General features: G+C 43.1%; 17 protein-coding genes, 1 other RNA gene and 1 other annotated feature. Of the genes, 2 read left to right on the forward strand and 16 right to left on the reverse strand.

From position 1 onward, the window contains the following. Positions 1-318: 318 nt before the first annotated feature. The 9 genes from BK582_RS23105 to BK582_RS23145 all read right to left on the reverse strand — a co-directional run bounded on the left by BK582_RS23105 (position 319) and on the right by BK582_RS23145 (position 8,909). Positions 319-1,392 (reverse strand): AI-2E family transporter, encoded by a 1,074-nt coding sequence (locus BK582_RS23105; protein WP_169911230.1) that lies wholly within the window; start codon positions 1,390-1,392, stop codon positions 319-321. Positions 1,393-1,456: 64 nt separating this feature from the next. After that, positions 1,457-1,648, reverse strand: a complete 192-nt coding sequence (locus BK582_RS23110; protein WP_078597288.1) for a hypothetical protein — start codon at positions 1,646-1,648, stop codon at positions 1,457-1,459. Positions 1,649-1,663: 15 nt separating this feature from the next. Next, positions 1,664-2,140 (reverse strand): PRC-barrel domain-containing protein, encoded by a 477-nt coding sequence (locus BK582_RS23115; RefSeq protein ID WP_078597289.1) that lies wholly within the window; start codon positions 2,138-2,140, stop codon positions 1,664-1,666. A gap of 26 nt (positions 2,141-2,166) precedes the next feature. Beyond that, entirely contained in the window at positions 2,167-4,479 is a 2,313-nt protein-coding gene (recD2, locus tag BK582_RS23120; RefSeq protein ID WP_078597290.1) for an SF1B family DNA helicase RecD2, read from the reverse strand. An 18-nt stretch (positions 4,480-4,497) separates the two neighbouring features. Continuing rightward, positions 4,498-5,169 carry a tetratricopeptide repeat protein gene (locus BK582_RS23125; RefSeq protein WP_078597291.1) on the reverse strand — a complete coding sequence of 224 codons (672 nt, stop codon included), beginning with the start codon at positions 5,167-5,169 and terminating at the stop codon, positions 4,498-4,500. Between the two features lie 66 nt (positions 5,170-5,235). After that, complete coding sequence (mnmA, locus tag BK582_RS23130; protein ID WP_078597292.1) at positions 5,236-6,348, reverse strand: tRNA 2-thiouridine(34) synthase MnmA; 1,113 nt, start codon at positions 6,346-6,348, stop codon at positions 5,236-5,238. Between the two features lie 236 nt (positions 6,349-6,584). After that, positions 6,585-7,724, reverse strand: a complete 1,140-nt coding sequence (locus BK582_RS23135) for a cysteine desulfurase family protein (RefSeq protein ID WP_078597293.1) — start codon at positions 7,722-7,724, stop codon at positions 6,585-6,587. Between the two features lie 122 nt (positions 7,725-7,846). Next, a complete protein-coding gene (gene cymR, locus BK582_RS23140; protein WP_078597294.1) occupies positions 7,847-8,266 on the reverse strand; it encodes a cysteine metabolism transcriptional regulator CymR in 420 nt (139 codons plus the stop codon). Next, on the reverse strand, positions 8,250-8,909 hold the full coding sequence (locus BK582_RS23145) for a YczE/YyaS/YitT family protein (RefSeq protein ID WP_078597295.1): 660 nt from the start codon (positions 8,907-8,909) through the stop codon (positions 8,250-8,252). Before BK582_RS23145 ends, cymR begins: the two co-directional genes overlap by 17 nt. A 621-nt stretch (positions 8,910-9,530) precedes the next feature. Here BK582_RS23145 and BK582_RS23150 point away from each other — a divergent pair. Continuing rightward, the gene (locus BK582_RS23150) at positions 9,531-10,865 is read left to right on the forward strand and encodes an AAA family ATPase (protein ID WP_078597296.1); all 1,335 of its coding nucleotides are present in this window, start codon (positions 9,531-9,533) and stop codon (positions 10,863-10,865) included. A 120-nt stretch (positions 10,866-10,985) separates the two neighbouring features. Further along, complete coding sequence (locus BK582_RS23155; RefSeq protein ID WP_078597297.1) at positions 10,986-11,681, forward strand: RsfA family transcriptional regulator; 696 nt, start codon at positions 10,986-10,988, stop codon at positions 11,679-11,681. A 60-nt stretch (positions 11,682-11,741) separates the two neighbouring features. Here BK582_RS23155 and ssrS read toward each other — a convergent pair. From ssrS to BK582_RS23185, 7 genes are all read right to left on the reverse strand, one after another. Continuing rightward, positions 11,742-11,935: non-coding RNA, 6S RNA (gene ssrS / locus BK582_RS23160), on the reverse strand. A gap of 420 nt (positions 11,936-12,355) precedes the next feature. Beyond that, a complete protein-coding gene (gene aspS, locus BK582_RS23165; RefSeq protein WP_078597298.1) occupies positions 12,356-14,140 on the reverse strand; it encodes an aspartate--tRNA ligase in 1,785 nt (594 codons plus the stop codon). 76 nt (positions 14,141-14,216) lie between these two features. Further along, a complete protein-coding gene (gene hisS, locus BK582_RS23170; protein ID WP_078597299.1) occupies positions 14,217-15,488 on the reverse strand; it encodes a histidine--tRNA ligase in 1,272 nt (423 codons plus the stop codon). A gap of 118 nt (positions 15,489-15,606) precedes the next feature. After that, positions 15,607-15,844, reverse strand: a binding site (T-box leader). 70 nt (positions 15,845-15,914) lie between these two features. After that, positions 15,915-16,091 carry a hypothetical protein gene (locus tag BK582_RS27385; RefSeq protein WP_167553255.1) on the reverse strand — a complete coding sequence of 59 codons (177 nt, stop codon included), beginning with the start codon at positions 16,089-16,091 and terminating at the stop codon, positions 15,915-15,917. A gap of 128 nt (positions 16,092-16,219) precedes the next feature. Beyond that, positions 16,220-16,660: a D-aminoacyl-tRNA deacylase gene (gene dtd, locus BK582_RS23175; RefSeq protein ID WP_078597300.1), complete on the reverse strand. Its 441-nt coding sequence runs from the start codon at positions 16,658-16,660 to the stop codon at positions 16,220-16,222. Positions 16,661-16,763: 103 nt separating this feature from the next. Continuing rightward, complete coding sequence (locus BK582_RS23180; protein WP_088035810.1) at positions 16,764-18,944, reverse strand: RelA/SpoT family protein; 2,181 nt, start codon at positions 18,942-18,944, stop codon at positions 16,764-16,766. 268 nt (positions 18,945-19,212) lie between these two features. After that, the gene (locus tag BK582_RS23185) at positions 19,213-19,725 is read right to left on the reverse strand and encodes an adenine phosphoribosyltransferase (RefSeq protein WP_078597302.1); all 513 of its coding nucleotides are present in this window, start codon (positions 19,723-19,725) and stop codon (positions 19,213-19,215) included. Between the last annotated feature and the right edge of the window lie 50 nt (positions 19,726-19,775).

A 19,775-nucleotide genomic window follows, 5' to 3' on the forward strand; every position in this document is an offset into this window, starting at 1 on the left:
ACCCTGGTTACAAACATAAAGGAAAACTGTCCTTAATGGTTTGCCACCTCGACACGAATAACGGCCGTGTACCGGCAGGTTTTGCCTGCTCTCAGGAGTAGCTGATTGTTAACCTTCATCCGGAATTTCTTTCAGCCTTGGAAATTCCTCTCTGGTGATGGACTTTAACAATTCTGTTCCTTCATCAATTTCATTATTATCGTTAAATATATATGCATTATAAAAATAACAACTTCTTTTGTCAACATATGTTCAAAAATCCACTGCTGCCCAGCAGTTGTATTTACATCATTGAACGAGGCCCAGGAAGGGGGAAAATTAATAAATTCCTCTCCTTTTTCTCATCGTTCCCCGAACATGAAGCAAAATTACTTTTATTACAGTAAGTAACGGAACAGATAATATCAGTCCGGCGATCCCAGCAAGTTCTCCTCCTGCCACCAGTGCAAAAATAATCAGGACCGGGTGCATATGAAGCGTTTTTCCAACAATCACAGGAGCTAGCAGATTGCTTTCCACTATCTGAACGGCAACCGTTACAGCGAGTGCCAGCGCGACAAGCTGAACAGATTCAGTCAGAGCAATGAACAGAACAGGGACGGTCCCGATAATCGGGCCAAAATACGGAATAATATTCGTAAAACCTATGAAAACTGCAAGAAGTACTGCGTAAGGCATATTGATTAGTAAAAATCCGATATAGGCAAGTATCCCTACTACCGCACAGACGATCAGCTGTCCACGAATATAATTACCGAGGGAGTGATCAATCTCCTTAATCATCTGCGCACCTTCGTGCCTGTATTTATCAGGTGTAAGGTACCAGCTGATTTTTTTTAAAAGCTTTATATCCTTTAACAAATAAAAAACAAGAAAAGGGATGACAATCAGCAGCAGCAGCCAGTCAAACACTTGTTTTAATAACCCGCCTATGTGTTCCAGGGATTCTGCTATCCATATTTCTACGTTTTCCACCCATGAATTTGCCCTTTCCTGAAAGGCGGAGGGAAGCGTCTCTGTCTGTTCGTGAATTGTATTAACAAAACTCCTGTATGTCTCTGACATAAAAGGCAGCTGATCAAGCAATTCCTGGCCTTCCTTCAGTATATAAGGGGTCCCTCTTAGGAGTATCCATATAAAACCAGCCAGAAACAGACTGTAAATAATCAAAATGCTTAAAGCCCTGGGTATTCTCTGATTCTCTAAAAATTCTACAACAGGGTGCAGCAAATAAGTAATCAGCCCTGCGATTAAAAAGGGCAGAAGAATCCTGCCAGCAATTATTAACAGGGGCTGCAGCAGAGTGAAAATATGGATAAACAGCAGAACTGCCAGCCCTGCTAACAGGAGGGTTGCAAGCTTTAAAGCAAGCTGCTTAAATTGTGTCTCCAATATTATCCTCCCCTAATTAAGCATAAATAAGCCGGCCTTATATAAGACCGGCTTCATTGTTCGGCTACTCAGCTTTAATCTGACGCTCTTCTTCACCAAACAAATCGTCAAGAGAGCTTAATGAACCGTCAGCTTCCACCTGATGAAGGCAGAAGCGCCCGTCCGTTATCGACAGCTCGATAAAGCACGTCCAGCAGTAGTACTGGTTTGTTCCAATTTTTCCAATATCTTTTCCTTTACAGTTAGGGCAGCGCATATGGGCCTCCAGAGTTTATAAATCGGTCCGGACAATGAAGGTTCTGCCTTTAATTTCAACTGGAATCTTAGGCTTAATCACCTTAATCCCTTTTTGTAAATCTGCAAATAAACCTTCCGTCAGCTCGTACCCTACAATCTTGCCCGTTTCCGGCAGATAATATACATCCTCTATAAGCCCGATTACTGAACCGGCCTCATTTAACAGCAAAGTTCCAAAAATGCGCTTTTTACCATCGGAAAATCTGCTGCATTCTTTCGGCGCCCTTTCCAGACATGCCTCTGACTCTGCAGATACAGTACCTCCAGGTTCATGCACTGCCCTGTTTAAGGATAGAAACCTTCTTTTTGACCACCAGCGCTTCGTATGCACCCAGTAACCGGCAATTTTAGCTTCTTTAAATGAAAAAACAATATCTGCAATATATCCTGCCTGATTTTCATTATTGGCAAAAAAAACCGGTGCTCCCCTGACTTTTTCGTATGTCCGCAAAGGAATCTCCTCCTTACCGAACATTTTTAGTCTGGGAATACACCGTTAGTTTCATGCTGGTATATCTCTTCCATAGAGTCATTAGTGAGTTTTTCTTTCAAAGTCGTATGCCTTTCAAGGTCTTTGTCATTTTTCACCGCGTAATCAAGAGCACTCCAGTCTCCGCAAAGGAGAAGGAAATCCTTTGCCCGGGTAATTCCTGTATAGATAAGTTTCTTTCTGAGCATCCGGTGATAGCCTTTTACAACTGGCATTATTACGATCGGAAACTCGCTTCCCTGGGATTTGTGTATGGAACAGCAGTATGCATGGGTGATCTGGGATAAGTCGGGCTTCGTGTAGGAAACTTCGATACCATCAAAGGATATAATGATCTTGAGTTCCCGATCCGTATTTTCTTTTTCTGTAAATATTGCTACTATTTCGCCTCTGTCCCCGTTAAAAACATTTTCTTCCGGATTATTGACAAGCTGGAGCACCATATCTCCCACCCGGTAGACAGAACTGCCAAAAGTCACTTCCCTGCGCTGGTCAGAAGGAGGGTTAAAGAGAGACTGGAGGATCTCGTTCAGCTTCTCCACACCCGCAACCCCTCTGTACATAGGAGCAAGCACTTGTATATCTCTGGCAGTATATCCTTTCTTTCTCGCTTTATCACAAATCTGCCGGATAACTTCAGGTACCTGGGGCTGGCCGCATGGAAAGAAACGAAGATCCTTGCTGGCTCCATCTATAGCCTCTGGCAGGCTCCCATCCTTTATGTCATGAGAGAATTCAATGATTTTGGATCCTTCAGACTGTCTGTAAATATCTGTGAGCTGTACAGATGGGATCCTGTCTGAAGTGAGCAGATCAGAGAGAACCTGGCCAGGACCTACAGAAGGCAGCTGGTCTTCGTCTCCTACCATAATTACCTGCATATTGTCAGGTATGGCTTTAAAAAGCTGATTTGCCAGCCACGTATCCACCATGGACATTTCATCCAGAATAATAAGCTCCCCTTCCAGCTGTTCATGTTCGTCATGATCGAAATCATCCTCGGTTCCTTTAAAACCCAGAAGCCGGTGAATAGTTGAGGCAGGCAGCCCTGTTGACTCGCTCATCCGTTTGGCGGCTCTTCCTGTAGGAGCAGCCATTAGTACCGGGAATGTTGATTTTTTATCATAATCTTCCGGGTCTACGGATATTCCTTTAAGCTGGCCAAATACCTCTACAAGACCTTTTATAACAGTAGTTTTTCCAGTTCCAGGACCTCCGGTAAGAATCATGACAGGAGAATGAAGCGCCTGTTTCACCGCTTCCTGCTGGGAAGGCGCGTAGCTGATCCCCAGAGATTCTTCCACCTTTCCCAGTGCCTTTAAAAATTCAGCATCTGGGAATACATCCAGCTCTTTTTTCTGTTCAATAAGCCGGTTAATATTAGTAACGATACCCTGCTCTGCGAAATATAGAGACGGTAAATACACTCTTTTGTCTTCCACTATAATTTTCTCTTCCTCGCCGAGGGCGATGACCTGATCAGCAATCTCAAGAGGAGTAATGATTTCTCCCCCTTCGCGTTCAAGAAGCTCTTTTGCCTCTTCAATCATGTCTTCCGTTCTTACATAAACATGGCCTTCGTTCATTGAACTCTCGTTAACAGTATATAGAATTGCCGCTTTAATTCTGTCAGGATGGTTGCCAGTCAGGCCTTGCTTTCTCCCGATTAAATCGGCTCTGCCAAAACCAATACCCTCCACGTCCTCAATCATCTTGTAGGGATTGTTTTCTATTACGTCGAGTGCTTCAATTTTATATGTCTGGTAAACCTTCATAGCAAGCTGGAGTCCAAATCCGAACTCGTAAAGCCGTACAAGTACCTGCTCAATACCCTGGTCTTCTAGCAGCGTATCATAAATATCCTCTGCTTTTTCAGGCTTAAGACCCGGGATCTTTTCAAGCACACCTTTATCCTGAATAATCAGGGATACGGCCTGCTTTCCGAGAGTACCGACAATTTTCTCCGCCGTTTTTCGCCCTATTCCGGGAAAACGGTCACTGGAAAGATACAGAATAATCCCCTGTTCTGTTTCTGGCATCACTTTCTTGAACTGTTCGACTTTATACTGTCGCCCAAACCTGGGATGATCTGTAAAATGGCCATGAAAAAGATAAGCAACATCCCGCTCAGGAGCCGGCATTACTCCTACAATGGTCGCCTCTTTATTTTCCACAGGCTGGGAAGAATCGGAGACTTTTATTTTAGCCACAGTGTAGAGAGATTCTTCATTATGGTATATGAGATGTGCCAGCTCGCCTTTTATAAAGTTTTTCTCTTCTTGAGGGGACGTTTCAGCCATACAAAAACCTTCTTTCTTTTACTCGCCTTGTTCAAGCAGCTGTTCAACCTGTTTTTTTCCGTTGGCACTGAGCAAGTGATCGGGCTGAATCTCAAGTGCCTTGTCAAACATACGAAGTGCTTTTTCAAGCTCTTCTTTATACGTGTAGGCTACACCTAAGTTGAAATAGCTGTCTGCATGATTCTCATCCAGTTCAATCACTTCGTTAAGTACCGGAATGGCTTCATCGATCTGTTCCAGCTGGGCAAGAGTAAGCCCGTACTGAAATTTCGCCTCTGTATCTTCAGGGTTCAGTTCTGCCGCCCGCTGAAGACCGGGAAGGGCTCTTCCAAGATCACCATGCTGATAGAAACTCATACCGAGCATGTAATAAACATCACCTTCATTCAGACCTCTGTTCAGAGCTTCCTGGTACGCATCAACTGCTTCAACGTATTTCTCATTATTATACAGCAGATTGCCCTTTCCGTAATAGGCTGTGGCAAGATCTTTATCCAGTTCAATTGCTTTATTGTAAAAAATCAGTGCTTTCTCATTTTCCCCTACTGCTGTCAGCAGGTTGCCGAAATTAGTGTATGCTACCGCATCTTTTGGGTTTTCTTCGATTGCTTCATTTAATAACTTTGCTGCCTGTTCAATATTTCCATCTCTCATTTCTTTCACTGCAAGTTCATTTTTATCTGTACTCATTTTTTAGCTCCTTTTTGTTCTCATCTGTATTTCTGGTCCGGACGCGGAAAAAGGACTGACAGGTTATCAGTCCTTTTTAATAACTTCATCGATTACACCGCCGCCGAGACATACTTCTTCATTGTAGAACACGACCGCCTGGCCTGGTGTAATAGCACGCTGAGGCTCGTCAAAGACCACTTTCACACGTGACCCTTCACCTGTTTTCACAATTGTTACTGGTTCGTCCTTCTGCCTGTACCGGAATTTCGCCGTGCAGCGGAATTCCTCTCCTTCAGCAGGCTCTTCATTAATCCAGTTAACATTGTCTGCCACTAACCCTTCTGAATATAATGCCGGGTGGTGATAGCCCTGGCCCACATATAATACATTTCTTTCCAGGTCTTTATCGACAACAAACCACGGCTCTCCAGGACCGCCGATACCGAGCCCTTGTCTTTGTCCTAGCGTATAATACATCAGACCGTCATGATGACGTTTTACTTCACCATCAAGGGTCTGCATTTCCCCTTTTTGGGCCGGAAGATACTGGCTCAGAAATTCTTTGAAATTCCTTTCACCGATAAAACAAATACCAGTACTGTCTTTCTTTGACGCTGTAGCCAGTTCCGCTTCTTTAGCGATCTCCCTTACCCTTGGCTTTTCAATATCTCCTATTGGAAACATTACATGCTGCAGCTGTTCCTGGGACAGGGCGTTCAGGAAGTATGTCTGGTCTTTATTGTCATCCTTCCCCCGCAAAAGCTCTACGCCTTTTTCGCTCCGGCGGACGTTCGCATAGTGGCCGGTTGCAACATAATCTGCTCCAAGAGACATGGCATGGTCCAGGAAAGCTTTAAATTTTATTTCTTTATTGCACATGACATCCGGATTCGGTGTGCGGCCAGCTTTATATTCTTCAAGGAAATACGTAAACACCTTGTCCCAGTATTCCTTTTCAAAATTTACTGCATAGTATGGAATATCCAGCTGATTACAGACCCTGATTACATCATCATAATCTTCTGTAGCGGTACATACACCATTTTCGTCGGTATCATCCCAGTTCTTCATGAATATTCCGATAACCTGGTAGCCTTGCTGTTTCAGCAAATAGGCTGCTACAGAGGAGTCCACGCCGCCTGACATGCCAACTACTACTCTTGTTTCTTCAGGTCGTTTCTCTGTTGTTTCATACATGAGAAAAGCCTCCTTTCCTTACTGTCTGTTATTCTGAGTTGATGCTGTTTTTACATTATTGTCGATTTACACTTCAGGACGCTCGCTTGCACCACAGGCATAAGCGCAACATCTGCTTAATCTTCACTCCGTTCGATTTCGCAGTGTTCTCTTTACCTCGGGCAATGCTTCAAAGAGCGTTAGTCACCCGCTTTCATCAACCTTCACAAAACATCAACATGAGTCTATGATTCGCTTTATTTCATGAGTCTTTTTACAACCTGGGCTGTTTTTAACGCTGCTGTTTTGACATCTTCTTCAGAAAGGCCGTAGCCAAAGCTGAATCTGATCGCTGAATGGCTTCTCGATTCGTCCTCACACATGGCAGTGAGCACATGTGAAGGGTCGATGCTTCCTGCTGTACAGGCTGAACCGCTTGAAACTGCCACACCTTCCAGGTCGAGATTCATGAGCAATGATTCTACATTTATGCCTGGAAAACTAAGGTTCAGAATATGAGGCAGATAGTTTTCAGTGTCCCCGTTTATCTCATAGGGAATCTCCTCCTGAGTGAGGGTTTCGAGTATTATCTTACGGTAGCCTTCATAAATTCTGCGTCTGTCCTGCCGTTCACCTAAAGCAATCTCAACTGCTTTTTTAAACCCTGCGGCGGCAGCAACGTTTTCCGTTCCCGCTCTTCTTTTCCTTTCCTGCTCTCCACCGTAAAGCAATGGATTAAAAATGAGGCCGGATTTTGCGTACAAAAAGCCAATCCCTTTTGGCCCGTTTACTTTGTGGGCGGAACAGGCAAGGAAGTCAGCCTGAATCTCATTCACATCTATTTCCTCAATGCCAAAGGCCTGAACAGCATCTGTGTGAAAAACAGCTTTATGCTCCGAGAGCACCCTGCCTATTTCTTTCACCGGCTGAATAGTCCCTACTTCATTATTTCCAAACATACAGGATACAAGTATCGTGTCTTCCCGCAGCTCTCTTTCAATGGCCTCAGGACTGACCGACCCATTTTCATCAACATCTGTATACGTAACTTCAAACCCTTGTTTTTCCAGGTATTCAAAAGCATGGAGGACTCCATGATGTTCTACCTTTGTGGTTATCAGGTGTCTCCCTCTGTCTTTATGAGCCATGGAATAACCTATAATAGCCAGGTTGTCCGCCTCTGTACCGCCGCTTGTAAAGATGATTTCTTCAAACGATGCTCCTATTGACTTTGCTATATATTCACGTGCTTCGTCAAGCCCCCGCCTTGCTTCTCTTCCAAAATGATGGATGCTTGACGGGTTGCCAAATTTAGTTTCGTAATACGGCTTCATTGCTTCAAAAACTTCCGGGTGAACAGGAGATGTTGCCGCATGATCAAGATAAATATGTTTCATTTTTTCCACCTCTGTAATTAGCTTTAATAAGAATACATGTTTTTCACCAAAAAGAAAAGCGAGGTGTTTTGATGAAATCCCTTCACCATCCCCCGCTCACTTTAACAGGCCGTTCTGCCCTGTCAAATATAAAACATATAGTATTCCTGATCCCCTTCTCCCTCGTAATCTGCAAGGTCAGCCAGTGTGGTGCTGTCAAGTACATTTTTTACAGCATCTCTGATTTTTATCCATAAATCCCGCTTCGCAGGTTCTTCATCATCCATCACTTCCACCGGGCTTATAGGGCCTTCAAGGACCCGGATTATATCGCCTGCGGTTATTTCCTCAGGTGCCTTTGTTAGCATATATCCCCCGTATGCACCGCGGACGCTTTTAACCAGGGTCGCATTTCTCAGCGGAGCGATAAGCTGTTCAAGATAATGTTCAGATAAATTATTTTCCTTGGCAATGGATTTTAACGAGACAGGGCCTTCCCCGTATTTTTTCGCCAGTGCCATCATTATTGTTAAACCGTATCTGCCTTTAGTTGATATTTTCAATTTTAATCCCTCTTTCCATACGCCGGTCTACCCAGGTTCTGCACCATGTCAGTGAAACACCTGTCACATGCCCGATTGTGAGACTGAATAAAATCGTACCGATAAACACAGGCCCTCCTAACAGCCATCCGAAGAAGAGCACAATAACTTCCATTGTAACCCTAACCTGAGCTACTGTAAAACGGGTCCTTTCAGCTACTGCGAGCATAAGGCTGTCCCTGGGGCCTGCTCCGCACTGCGGAGAAATATACACACCTATTCCGAAACCCATAACAAGAATTCCAGCTGTAAGCATTAAAGCCTGAACAAGCAGAACGTCAGGCTGTGGAAGAACAAACAGGAAAAAGTCAACGAACAATCCTACAAGGAGCATATTAAGATAAGCTCCGAGTTTTGGTTTCTCTTTCGTCAAAATCGTAGCAGCAACTAACAGAAGGAAACCCATAATGATCGTCCAGGTGCCTACCGTTAATCCCAGCTGTTCAGTCAGGCCTATATGAAGCACATCCCATGGAGCGCTTCCCAGGCCTGCCAGAATTGTTAATGAAATGCCTAAGCTCATAATTATCAATCCAATGATAAATATCCCCCACCGGAACAATAATCTAAAGTCGGTCTGTTTCTCTGTCTGTAAACCTCTCAAACTCGTCTCCCTCTTCTCTGTTCCCTGAATTTTCCGTTTACCTTATATACCTTACCAATTATAGCATAGAAATGGAATGATCGTTATCATGGTGATAAGATACATACATGTACACATTTAGAATTATTATGCTCGTTCCTGCGGGAAAAGCGCGAGCTGAAAATAGACGGCGTATAGCCGTAAAAAATTAGTTGAAGCCGTGCCCGCAGAAAGCATCCGTCTGAAGCGTAAATCGAACAACAAAACAACTTTTTTAATATAATGGCCCATTAACGTTGTAAATCCAGGTTTATGAAATGTATTCATTTGAATGAATTAAATCTATAAGCTTTAAAAAAGCCAAACATGACTTTTCGATTGCAGCGTAAGACGGCGACTCTGGCGGGAAAAGCGCGAGCTGAAAATCCATTTTTGACGGCGTATAGCCGGCAAAAATTAGTTGAAGCCGTGCCCGCAGAACGCGTCCGTCTGTAGCGTAAATCGAACAACAAAGCAACATTTTAAAATAACGTTCATATAAAAATTGAAAATCTTGAATTATGAAATTGATTCAAACATTGAGTTAACTCGAGGTTTATCAAAGCCAGAGTAAATTAGCACACAGACAGGAGAGTTTATGCAATGGATTTATTCGACCACTCCGAAAAAGATACGCCGAAAGGGCCACTTGCTGCGCGAATGCGGCCCAGAACAATAGATGAAGTTATTGGGCAAAAAGAAATTGTGGGACAGGGAACCCTTCTGAGAAGAGCTATTGAAGCTGACCGGTTAACACCGATGATTTTTTACGGGCCTCCCGGCACAGGAAAAACCACTCTCGCTAAGGTAATCGCGAATACCACTTCAGCCCGTTTTGAACAGCTTAATGCTGTAACAGCAGGTATCAAAGATGTAAGGGAAATAGTTCAGCGCGCTAAAGAACGCCTGAAATATGATAAAGAAAAAACAGTACTTTTTATCGACGAGATCCATCGCTTTAATAAAGGACAGCAGGACGCACTCCTTCCATCCGTGGAAGACGGGACGGTTATTCTCATCGGGGCAACAACTGAAAACCCTATGTTTGAAGTGAATCCAGCCCTTCTTTCCCGCTCCAGACTGTTCAGGCTCCAGTCACTAACAGACGATGAAATAAAAGAAGTGCTCCTGAAAGCGGTAAAAGATAAGGAAAGAGGCTTCGGGGAATACGATATTGACATTGAAGACAGAGCATTAAGCCATCTTGTTAACGTTTCAAACGGGGATGCCCGCACTGCCCTTAATGCTCTGGAACTGGCGATCCTGACAACGGATCCAAACGATGAAGGTAAGATAGTTATTGATACGGAAACCGCTGAGGCCTCCATTCAGCAAAGAATAGTAAAATACGATAAAACAGGCGACCAGCATTATGATACTGTGTCTGCTTTTATTAAAAGTATCCGCGGGTCCGATCCGGATGCAGTCCTCTACTGGCTGGCAAAAATGATTTATGCAGGTGAAGATCCTCGTTTTATTGCCCGGAGACTGTATGTACATGCAGCTGAAGATATAGGAATGGCAGACCCGAACGCGCTTTTAATCGCTCAGTCTGCTGCGTATGCTGTTGAATTCATCGGTATGCCTGAAGCCCGCATCCCCCTTGCCGAGGCTGCAATTTACCTGGCTACAGCACCGAAAAGCAACGCTGTAATAAGCGGAATAGACGCCGCACTTAGCACTGTGGAAAAAGAAAGAACAGGAGAAGTCCCTCTCCATTTACGGGATGCTCATTATAAAGGAGCTTCAAAGCTTGGTCACGGTGAAGGGTACAAATACCCTCATAATTTTGAACATAATTATGTTCCTCAGCAGTATTTGCCGGACCATCTCGCTTCAAAACAGTTTTATACCCCATCAGCAAACGGGTATGAAAAAACGGTTCAGAAAAGGCTTGATTATTATAAAATGCGCCAGCAGCGGGAAAGAGATAAATAGACAGTTTCTCAGCAAAACTCTGAAGTTTCCAGTAGAATGGTATATTTTTTAAACATAATGTCCATCTTATTAGTAAATTCATTTTTAGCAAAGTCTATGAATAAGAAAGGATTGGACATTATGAAAGTCAGACAGGACGCATGGTCAGAAGAAGATGATCTATTATTGGCAGAAACAGTGCTTCGACATATTCGTGAGGGCAGTACTCAATTAAAAGCATTTGACGAGGTGGGGGATGCTCTGAACCGCACTTCAGCAGCATGCGGCTTCCGATGGAATGCAGTCGTAAGAGATAAGTATGACGATGCAATCAAACTAGCAAAAAAGCATCGTAAAGACAGAAAGCGCCAGCTGGCATATCAGTCAAAGCCAGTTGCTGCATATTCAGTTCCGCAACAGCCGGAGTCTCAGTTGTTCAAACCCGCTGAAGTTATGGAGAGCGTACCTGTAACTCCACCTGCTCCTTCTGTAACAACTCCTGCTGCTGTGACTGAAGAAAATGAGATTACCTTAAAAGATGTAATCAAATTTCTTCAGAAAATGAGCGGCAACGGTTATCAGGAAAGCTTGCTTAAGCAGGAGAATGAAGCTCTGAAACTAAAAAATAATGAACTAACTGAAAAAGTTAAAAATCTTGAAGCCCACTTAAACAAACTTCAGGAAGAGCATCAAATTATCGAAGAAGACTATCAATCCATTATACAGATTATGAATCGTGCGAGAAGGATGGCCCTTCTTGAGGAAGAAACGGAAGAGCATCATTCTCCTAAATTCAGAATGGATAAAAACGGCAACCTTGAAAAGATCGCGAAATAAGAAAGAGGCTTTCCACTTCCGCAGCCGGAAGCAGAAAGCCTTTTCTGCTGCATTAAATTTAAGGATCCCATATGTGCCGTTTCAGGTTTCCTGGCTTTGAACCTGGACCTGAGTACGTGGGTGCCATGCCCGCCGATTCAAGCTTCCTCACATTATGTTAATAAAAGGCCTGCTCTCCCTGCCGGAACGCTGTGCTCCCAATGTAAAAGTGTTGGCTCAAAACGTTGGATGAATATCGTACACTACAGGACCCTTAAAATTAAGTAACGATTATGGAGTGTAGTTTTATCTTCTTAAGAATTACTAAAGCGGGGTTCTAATTCTTTGTTTGACGGTATTATTCCCGGTGTAGTTAATTATAAACACCTTTTTTTAAAAATATACTGAAAATTTTTAAAGTATTAGGATGAGGAATTATGAAAGCAGCATTATTGCTCTATTTTAATAGGCAGTTATAGATTTTTATATAGTGTGGGGAAGAGTTAAAGAGCAGGACAAATTTTCAGATTCTCCTTGAAATTTGTCCTGCATATTTTAAAATTTAAATTACGGTTAATCAAATAAGCTTTGCATATCCGGAAGCCGTTCAAAAAACAGGTCTCTCTTTATAAAGAGACCTGTTTTTTCATCCTACTTATTCCGTACGTGTTTTACGTACAGGAACATATGAATTACTATTCTTTATCTTTACTTTTTTCCCTGATAGACAGCGACAGTTCTTCCAGCTGTGCGTCACTGACTTCTGCAGGGGCATTCGTCAGCAGGCAGCTGGCGCTTGCTGTCTTAGGAAATGCTATTGTTTCCCGCAGGTTGCTTCTGCCTGCAAGGATCATTACTAAACGGTCGAGCCCGAGTGCAATACCACCATGTGGCGGCGTTCCGTATTCAAATGCATCAAGAAGGAATCCAAACTGCTCCTTTGCCTCTTCCTCTGAAAAACCTAATGCTTTAAACATCTGTTCCTGAAGTTCCCGCTCGTAAATTCTCTGGGATCCTCCACCAAGTTCATAGCCATTTAATACAAGGTCATATGCCTCAGCCCTGACTTCTTCTGGTGCGTCAAGAAGCTTAGCCTGATCTTCCTTCACAGGACGTGTGAACGGGTGGTGTTCCGCATGATAACGTCCTTCTTCTTCATCATAAGAAAGCAGTGGGAATTCAGTAACCCAAAGGAAGTTAAACTGTTGAGGATCAACAAGATCCAGTTCCTTCGCGAATTTAATTCGCAGGGCGCCAAGAGCATCCCATGCTACTTTCTTTTTATCCGCAACAAAGAACAGGACATCTCCTGCTTCTGCTTCAAATGCCTCACAAAGTGCGGCCGCTTCTGTTTCATCGAAGAATTTGGCAATAGGGCCTTTCAGGCTGTTGTTTTCTTCCACCTTCAGCCATGCGAGTCCTTTTGCCCCGTATATTTCAACAAAGGAACCTAGATTATCCAGATCTTTTCTGGAGTATTGATCTGCTACTCCTTTGACACAAATCCCTTTTACTACTCCCCCATTTTTCACTGTGTTCGAAAAGACTTTAAATCCACTGTCTTCAACAGCGCTGGAGATGTCAACAAGCTCCATTCCATACCTTGTGTCAGGTTTATCTGAGCCAAAGCGATTCATTGCATCTTCATATGTTAGCCGCTGGAAAGGAGCCTTTACTTCAATGCCTTTCAGCTCCTTCACCAGCTTAACCATCATCGTTTCCATCATTTCCAGCAGATTTTCTTTTCCGAGGAAAGAAGCCTCAATATCCACCTGGGTGAATTCAGGCTGGCGGTCAGCCCGAAGATCCTCATCCCGGAAACAGCGAGTAATTTGAAAATACCTTTCAAAACCTGACACCATCAGAAGCTGTTTAAAAAGCTGCGGCGACTGCGGAAGTGCATAAAACTCCCCTGGATGGACTCTGGAAGGGACGAGATAATCACGTGCTCCTTCTGGTGTACTTTTTGTCAGCATTGGTGTTTCCATTTCCATAAACTCTTCGTTATCTAAGAAGTCACGTATAAATTTGGTAGTACGGCTGCGGAGCTTCATCGTTTCGTACATTTTTGGACGGCGCAGGTCCAGGTAACGGTATTTCAGCCTGACATCCTCGGAAACTTCCACGTTGTCTTCAATGTTAAACGGCAATCCTTTTGCTGCGTTTAATATAGACACTTCTTCTACCAGTACTTCCACTCTGCCAGTTGGTATTTTTTCATTTACGTTTGACTCATCTCTCTTAACTACTGAGCCAAAGACTTCGATTACATATTCGTTTCTGATTTTTTCAGCGGCTTCATGGGCCTGGTGGTTGTTCTCTCCATTAAATACAATTTGTACGTATCCTGAACGGTCTCTGAGATCAATGAATATAAGTTCCCCCAGGTCCCGGCGTTTCTTTACCCAGCCTTGCAGGCGAACCTTCTCTCCTGTCAGCTGCTCTGTTACTTCTCCGCATATATGTGTTCTCTCGCTCACTTTTTTATCCCCTTTCTGTATCCGTTAATTGCGTGTAGTTGTAATTTAGATAAATTAGACCATTTATCCGTGGCTTTTAAGACTGTCTTGAATATAAGTACCCTGATAATTCATCGAGTGAGACAAGCTCCTGATCTCCAGTTTCCAGTTCTTTTACCATGATGCTGTTATTAGCTAATTCTTCTTCACCAAGAATTAAGGCATAAGCGGCATTTTGTCTGTCGGCTGCCTTAATCTGAGCTTTCATTTTCTTGTTCATGTAATCACCGTCAACAGTAAGACCTTTTGCTCTCATTTCATGAAGAAGCTTAGGCGCGCGTTTCTTCGCCTCATCTCCCATAACTACTAAGTAGGCATCTAGTCCCTGATTCAGCGGGAGCTCCACTCCCTGTGTTTCAAGAGCCATGAGCAGACGTTCAATACTAAGGGCAAATCCAATGCCTGGTGCAGAAGGGCCGCCGATCTCCTCCACGAGCCCATTATAACGGCCGCCGCCGCACAAGGTGGTAATTGCTCCGAAACCTTCTCCATCTACCATAATTTCAAATGCTGTGTTGTTGTAGTAGTCCAGACCACGCACAAGAGTCGCATCAACTTCATATGCAATTCCCATATCGCTCAGATAACTCTGCACCTTATTAAAATACTCTTTAGATGAATCATTCAGGTAATCCAGAATAGAAGGAGCACTCTTCATTAATTCATGATCTCTGTCTTTTTTGCAGTCAAGAATGCGCAGCGGATTTTTCTCAAGCCGGTCCTGACAATCGCCGCAGAACTCGGAAATTCTTGGTTTAAAGTGATTGATAAGGGCATTCCGGTGCTGATTGCGGCTCTCCTTATCACCTAGGCTGTTTATAACCAGCTTCAGATTCTTCAGTCCAAGTTCTTTATATAAATCCATTGCAAGTCCGATTACTTCACTGTCAATCGCGGGATCATCACTTCCCATTGCTTCGACGCCAAATTGTACAAACTGCCTCATTCTTCCTGACTGCGGCCGCTCGTAGCGGAACATTGGCCCGATATAATACAGCTTGACAGGCTGGTCAGCCCAGCCGTGCATTTTGTTCTCCACGTAAGACCGTACTGCTGAAGCGGTACCTTCTGGGCGGAGCGTAAGGCTTCGTCCCCCTCTGTCTTCGAACGTGTACATTTCTTTTTGGACGATATCTGTGGTGTCTCCTACTCCTCTTGTAAACAGCTCAGTTTGTTCAAAAATAGGAGTTCGTAATTCCTTGTAATTGTATCTCCGGCACAAATCATGTGCTTTTTGTTCGATATACTGCCATTTAGGGGAATTCTCAGGAAGAATGTCCTGTGTTCCTCTCGGGATTTTAAAATTCATGGCTCTTTTACCTCCTCTTTTATTTTCAATAATTAATTTTATTTAATATGTAAATTACAAAAAGCCTGGTCAAAGCAGGTGGGCTCGGAAAAACAAAAAAACTCCCATCCCTGAACAAGTCAGGGACGAGAGTTTATTCCCGTGGTACCACCCTAGTTGAAATACAGTTTCTCACAAATGTATTTCCTCTTAATCAGTTAACGCCTGATTTACGATTTCTCCTAATCGACTTTTCTTTCAGAGAGATACCTAAGGAGTGTTCATTCGTGCAGGACCATGCAGAAATGCTTCCAGCCGCGGCATTTCCTCTCTGAGCATGGGGAACCTTCACTACTGTGCTCCCTCACCGGTTTTGAATCGTTCAATTTTTTATAATCATACGAGGAGAATTATTAACTGTCAAGCATAAAAGTTAACAGTAATAATTTACCCCCTCTCAATTCGCTGTTTAATTGCTTTCATTTCCCTTGATGAGACTCCAAATTCTGAAGCCTGTTCAATATACCCTGCTCCCTCATCGGGTCCGGTAAAATGCCTGCCATCGACCCCGAAAACACGGGAGGAGTTGCTCGTGAACCGCTGTTGCTGCCGTCCTGACCTCATGAAACTTGTACCTCCGCTTTTTTATACAGTTTTACCGAAAAAGCAGGAAATTACTCATAAGAAAAGCGCAAGCGCCTTGATCACGAGCGACACTCTTTATCTGCCACGAGTAACCGCAGGAGCACTCTTTACCTGCTTTCCACTATTAGCGTCACAGGCCCGTGATTTGTAAAAGAAACATCCATCATCTCGCCAAATCTTCCAGTCTCCACATGGATCCCATTTTCCCTGAGCTTTTCATTAAAAAAATCATAAAGTTTCTCTGCATGGTCAGGTTTCGCAGCAGCCATAAAATTCGGCCTCCTGCCTTTTCGGCAGTCACCATACAAGGTGAACTGGGAAATGGATAAAATCTGGCCCTCTGTATCTTTTACAGAGAGGTTTAGCTTTTCATTTTCATCTTCAAATATACGCAGATTGACGATTTTATCTGCAAGATACTGTGCATCTTCTTCTGTATCGTCATGAGTAACACCGACCAGCAGCATTAATCCGGATTCTATCTTACCTGCTGTTTCTCCATTTACTTCTACTTTAGCCTGTAGTGAACGCTGTACAATAACCTTCATATCAATCCCTCAATCCCAACAGTTTCTTCCATTTCCTCATTTAGTATCTAAGGAGCGGCATTCGCCGGCCGGACTTTTTAAAAAGCATCCCGCACACTTAAAGTTAATGCATAATTCTTCTTACTGAATAAATATCGGAAATTTGTTTAATCCGCTCAACAACTTTCTGCAGATGAGCAACGTTCTGAATTGATATAGTCATATTAATTGTAGCCATTTTATTTTTGTCAGACCGGCCTGAGACGGCATTAATATTTGTCTTTGTTTCCGCTACTGCCTGAAGAACTTCATTTAACAAACCACGGCGGTCGTAGCCTGAGATTTCGATATCCACATTGTAATTCTTGGACTGCTCCTTAGTCCCTTCCCACTCTACCGGAAGAAGGCGGGTATTCGCTTCTTCTGTATTAATGTTAGGGCAGTCACTCCGGTGGATGGATACTCCCCGTCCTTTCGTGATATAACCGACGATATCATCACCTGGAACAGGTGTGCAGCAGCGTGAAATACGGATTAGTAAATTGTCTATCCCCTTCACTCTCACACCAGTGCTTGCTTTTTTAGTTGGTTCGTATTTTTTTAACTCTTCTACCGCTTCCGTTAGTGTCTGGTTTTCGTTCAGCTCATCCTGTTTTTTACGGATGTTGTCAGTCAGCCGCGTAACAATCTGAGAAGCAGTTATCCCACCATAACCTACAGCTGCATACATATCCTCTTCTGCTGTAAAATTAAATTTATTGGCGACCCTGTTAATATTTTCAGCAGTTAATGCTTCTTTTTGTGAATAACCTTTTTTCTCCAGCTCTTTCTCGACCATTTCCCGGCCTTTATCCACATTTTCTTCCCGGCGTTCTTTTTTGAACCATTGTCTGATCTTATTTTTTGCATGTGAACTCTGAGTTACTTTCAGCCAGTCCTGACTCGGTCCATAGGAATGTTTTGAAGTAAGAACCTCCACAATGTCCCCAGTCTGCAGTTTGTAGTCAAGAGGAACCATTTTGCCGTTAACTTTCGCTCCTATACAGCGGTTGCCTACTTCTGTATGAATTCTGTATGCAAAATCGAGAGGCACCGAACCTTTAGGCAGTTCAATGACATCTCCCTTAGGAGTAAAGACAAATACCATATCACTGAACAGATCGATTTTCAGAGATTCCATAAATTCCTGTGCATCACTTGTATCATTCTGCCATTCAAGAATTTCACGGAACCAGGACATCTTTGTCTCCAGCGTTTCTTTTGTATCCAGTGTTTTGCCTTCTTTATACGCCCAGTGTGCTGCAACCCCAAATTCGGCAATCTTGTGCATCTCCTCGGAGCGAATCTGGACTTCCAGAGGATCTCCTTTAGGCCCGATCACTGTCGTGTGAAGAGATTGATACATATTTGCCTTTGGCATGGCGATGTAATCTTTAAACCTTCCGGGCATTGGCTTCCAGTGCGTATGGATAATGCCAAGTACTGCGTAACAGTCTTTAATGCTGCTGACAATGATGCGTACAGCAAGAAGATCATAAATTTCATTAAATTGTTTGTTCTGCAGTGCCATTTTTCTGTAGATGCTGTAGATGTGTTTTGCCCGTCCGTGAATTTCAGCTTTTACATCCAGCTTCTCAAGTCGTTCTTTAATTTTGTTCTGCAGTTCTTCAATGTATTGCTCACGTTCCGCACGTTTTTTCTTCATAAGATTAACGATTCTGTAATACTGCTGTGGATTTAAATATCTTAAGGCAGTATCTTCAAGTTCCCACTTGATCTTTGAAATACCGAGTCTGTGCGCGAGGGGCGCGAAGATTTCCAGTGTTTCATTGGCGATTCTCCGCTGTTTCTCAGGAGGCAGATGTTTTAACGTCCGCATATTATGAAGTCTGTCCGCAAGCTTAATTAAGATAACACGAATATCCTTTGCCATTGCCACGAACATTTTTCTGTGGTTTTCCGCCTGTTGTTCTTCTTTAGATTTATATTTAATTTTCCCAAGCTTTGTAACACCATCAACGAGCATGGCTACTTCTTTACCGAATTTAGCTTCAAGGACATCCAGTGAAATATCTGTATCCTCCACTACATCATGAAGAAAAGCCGCTGCGATAGTATTCGGGTCCATACCAAGCTCAGTTAATATTCCTGCAACTTGAACCGGATGCCAAATATAAGGCTCACCTGACTTACGAGTTTGTTCACTGTGGGCAGACTCCGCCAATTTATACGCTTCCTTTAAAAAAGCGACATCTTTATCAGATAAATATTCACTTGCCTTTTCTAGCACCTGTTCATAAGTCATGAAATCACCTAACATCCAGTATATATTTCTTTTATTATTAATATATTTCAACTTAAAAGTAAAGTTTGAAAATATTGTCGAAAGTTCTATAAAAAAAGCGTCTCTTCCGCAGAAAAGACTTTATACAAGCATAACATATTATGATGAAAAATAGGATGAAAATAGTATAGTACAGAAAAAATAACAGTGCAATTACATTGACTGAAGGAGGCGCCTGTGAGGGCACCTCCTTCCAGTTTTATTATCGGCAAGACTGTTTTGCCGGATTTTAATAAGTCATAAGAGAGTATACATCGTAGTTTTCCAGCTTATCGCGGCCATCCAGATAGCTGAGTTCGATCATAAATGCAATACCTGCTACGATGCCGCCAAGGTCTTCAACCATTTTAATTGTTGCTTCAATCGTTCCGCCAGTCGCAAGAAGGTCATCGGCAATAAGCACCTTCTGTCCAGGCTTAATAGCGTCCTTGTGCATGCTTAGTGAATCTTTACCGTATTCAAGGCCGTAATCTACCTGAATGACTTCTCTTGGAAGCTTTCCTGCTTTACGGACAGGAGCAAAACCTACCTCAAGTGCGTATGCAATAGGACAGCCTACAACAAACCCGCGTGCTTCCGGCCCCACAACGATATCAATATCTTTTTCACGGGCAAAATCGGCCATTTCATCAATTGCCTTTTTATAAACTGCTCCATTATCCATAAGAGTAGTAATATCTTTAAATTTTATACCTTCTTTTGGCCAGTCCGGCACTACTGTTATATACTCTTTAAAATCCATACTCAATTTCCTCCTAGTTTCTGCATCGTTCGTTGAGAGCTGCAGCAAAT

This window comes from Evansella clarkii (genome assembly GCF_002019695.1).
GTDB classification, from domain to species: Bacteria; Bacillota; Bacilli; order Bacillales; family Salisediminibacteriaceae; genus Evansella; species Evansella clarkii.

Excerpts from the sequence above, each read along its gene's own strand:
- hisS (WP_078597299.1), bottom strand. The coding sequence starts at position 15,488 with ATGAATTTTAAAATCCCGAGAGGAACACAGGACATTCTTCCTGAGAAT.
- mnmA (WP_078597292.1), bottom strand. The coding sequence starts at position 6,348 with ATGTATGAAACAACAGAGAAACGACCTGAAGAAACAAGAGTAGTAGTT.
- BK582_RS23135 (WP_078597293.1), bottom strand. The coding sequence starts at position 7,724 with ATGAAACATATTTATCTTGATCATGCGGCAACATCTCCTGTTCACCCG.
- BK582_RS23185 (WP_078597302.1), bottom strand. The coding sequence starts at position 19,725 with ATGGATTTTAAAGAGTATATAACAGTAGTGCCGGACTGGCCAAAAGAA.
- BK582_RS23125 (WP_078597291.1), bottom strand. The coding sequence starts at position 5,169 with ATGAGTACAGATAAAAATGAACTTGCAGTGAAAGAAATGAGAGATGGA.
- dtd (WP_078597300.1), bottom strand. The coding sequence starts at position 16,660 with ATGAAGGTTATTGTACAGCGTTCACTACAGGCTAAAGTAGAAGTAAAT.
- BK582_RS23180 (WP_088035810.1), bottom strand. The coding sequence starts at position 18,944 with ATGACTTATGAACAGGTGCTAGAAAAGGCAAGTGAATATTTATCTGAT.
- recD2 (WP_078597290.1), bottom strand. The coding sequence starts at position 4,479 with ATGGCTGAAACGTCCCCTCAAGAAGAGAAAAACTTTATAAAAGGCGAG.
- BK582_RS27385 (WP_167553255.1), bottom strand. The coding sequence starts at position 16,091 with ATGAGGTCAGGACGGCAGCAACAGCGGTTCACGAGCAACTCCTCCCGT.
- BK582_RS23150 (WP_078597296.1), top strand. The coding sequence starts at position 9,531 with ATGGATTTATTCGACCACTCCGAAAAAGATACGCCGAAAGGGCCACTT.
- BK582_RS23110 (WP_078597288.1), bottom strand. The coding sequence starts at position 1,648 with ATGCGCTGCCCTAACTGTAAAGGAAAAGATATTGGAAAAATTGGAACA.
- BK582_RS23155 (WP_078597297.1), top strand. The coding sequence starts at position 10,986 with ATGAAAGTCAGACAGGACGCATGGTCAGAAGAAGATGATCTATTATTG.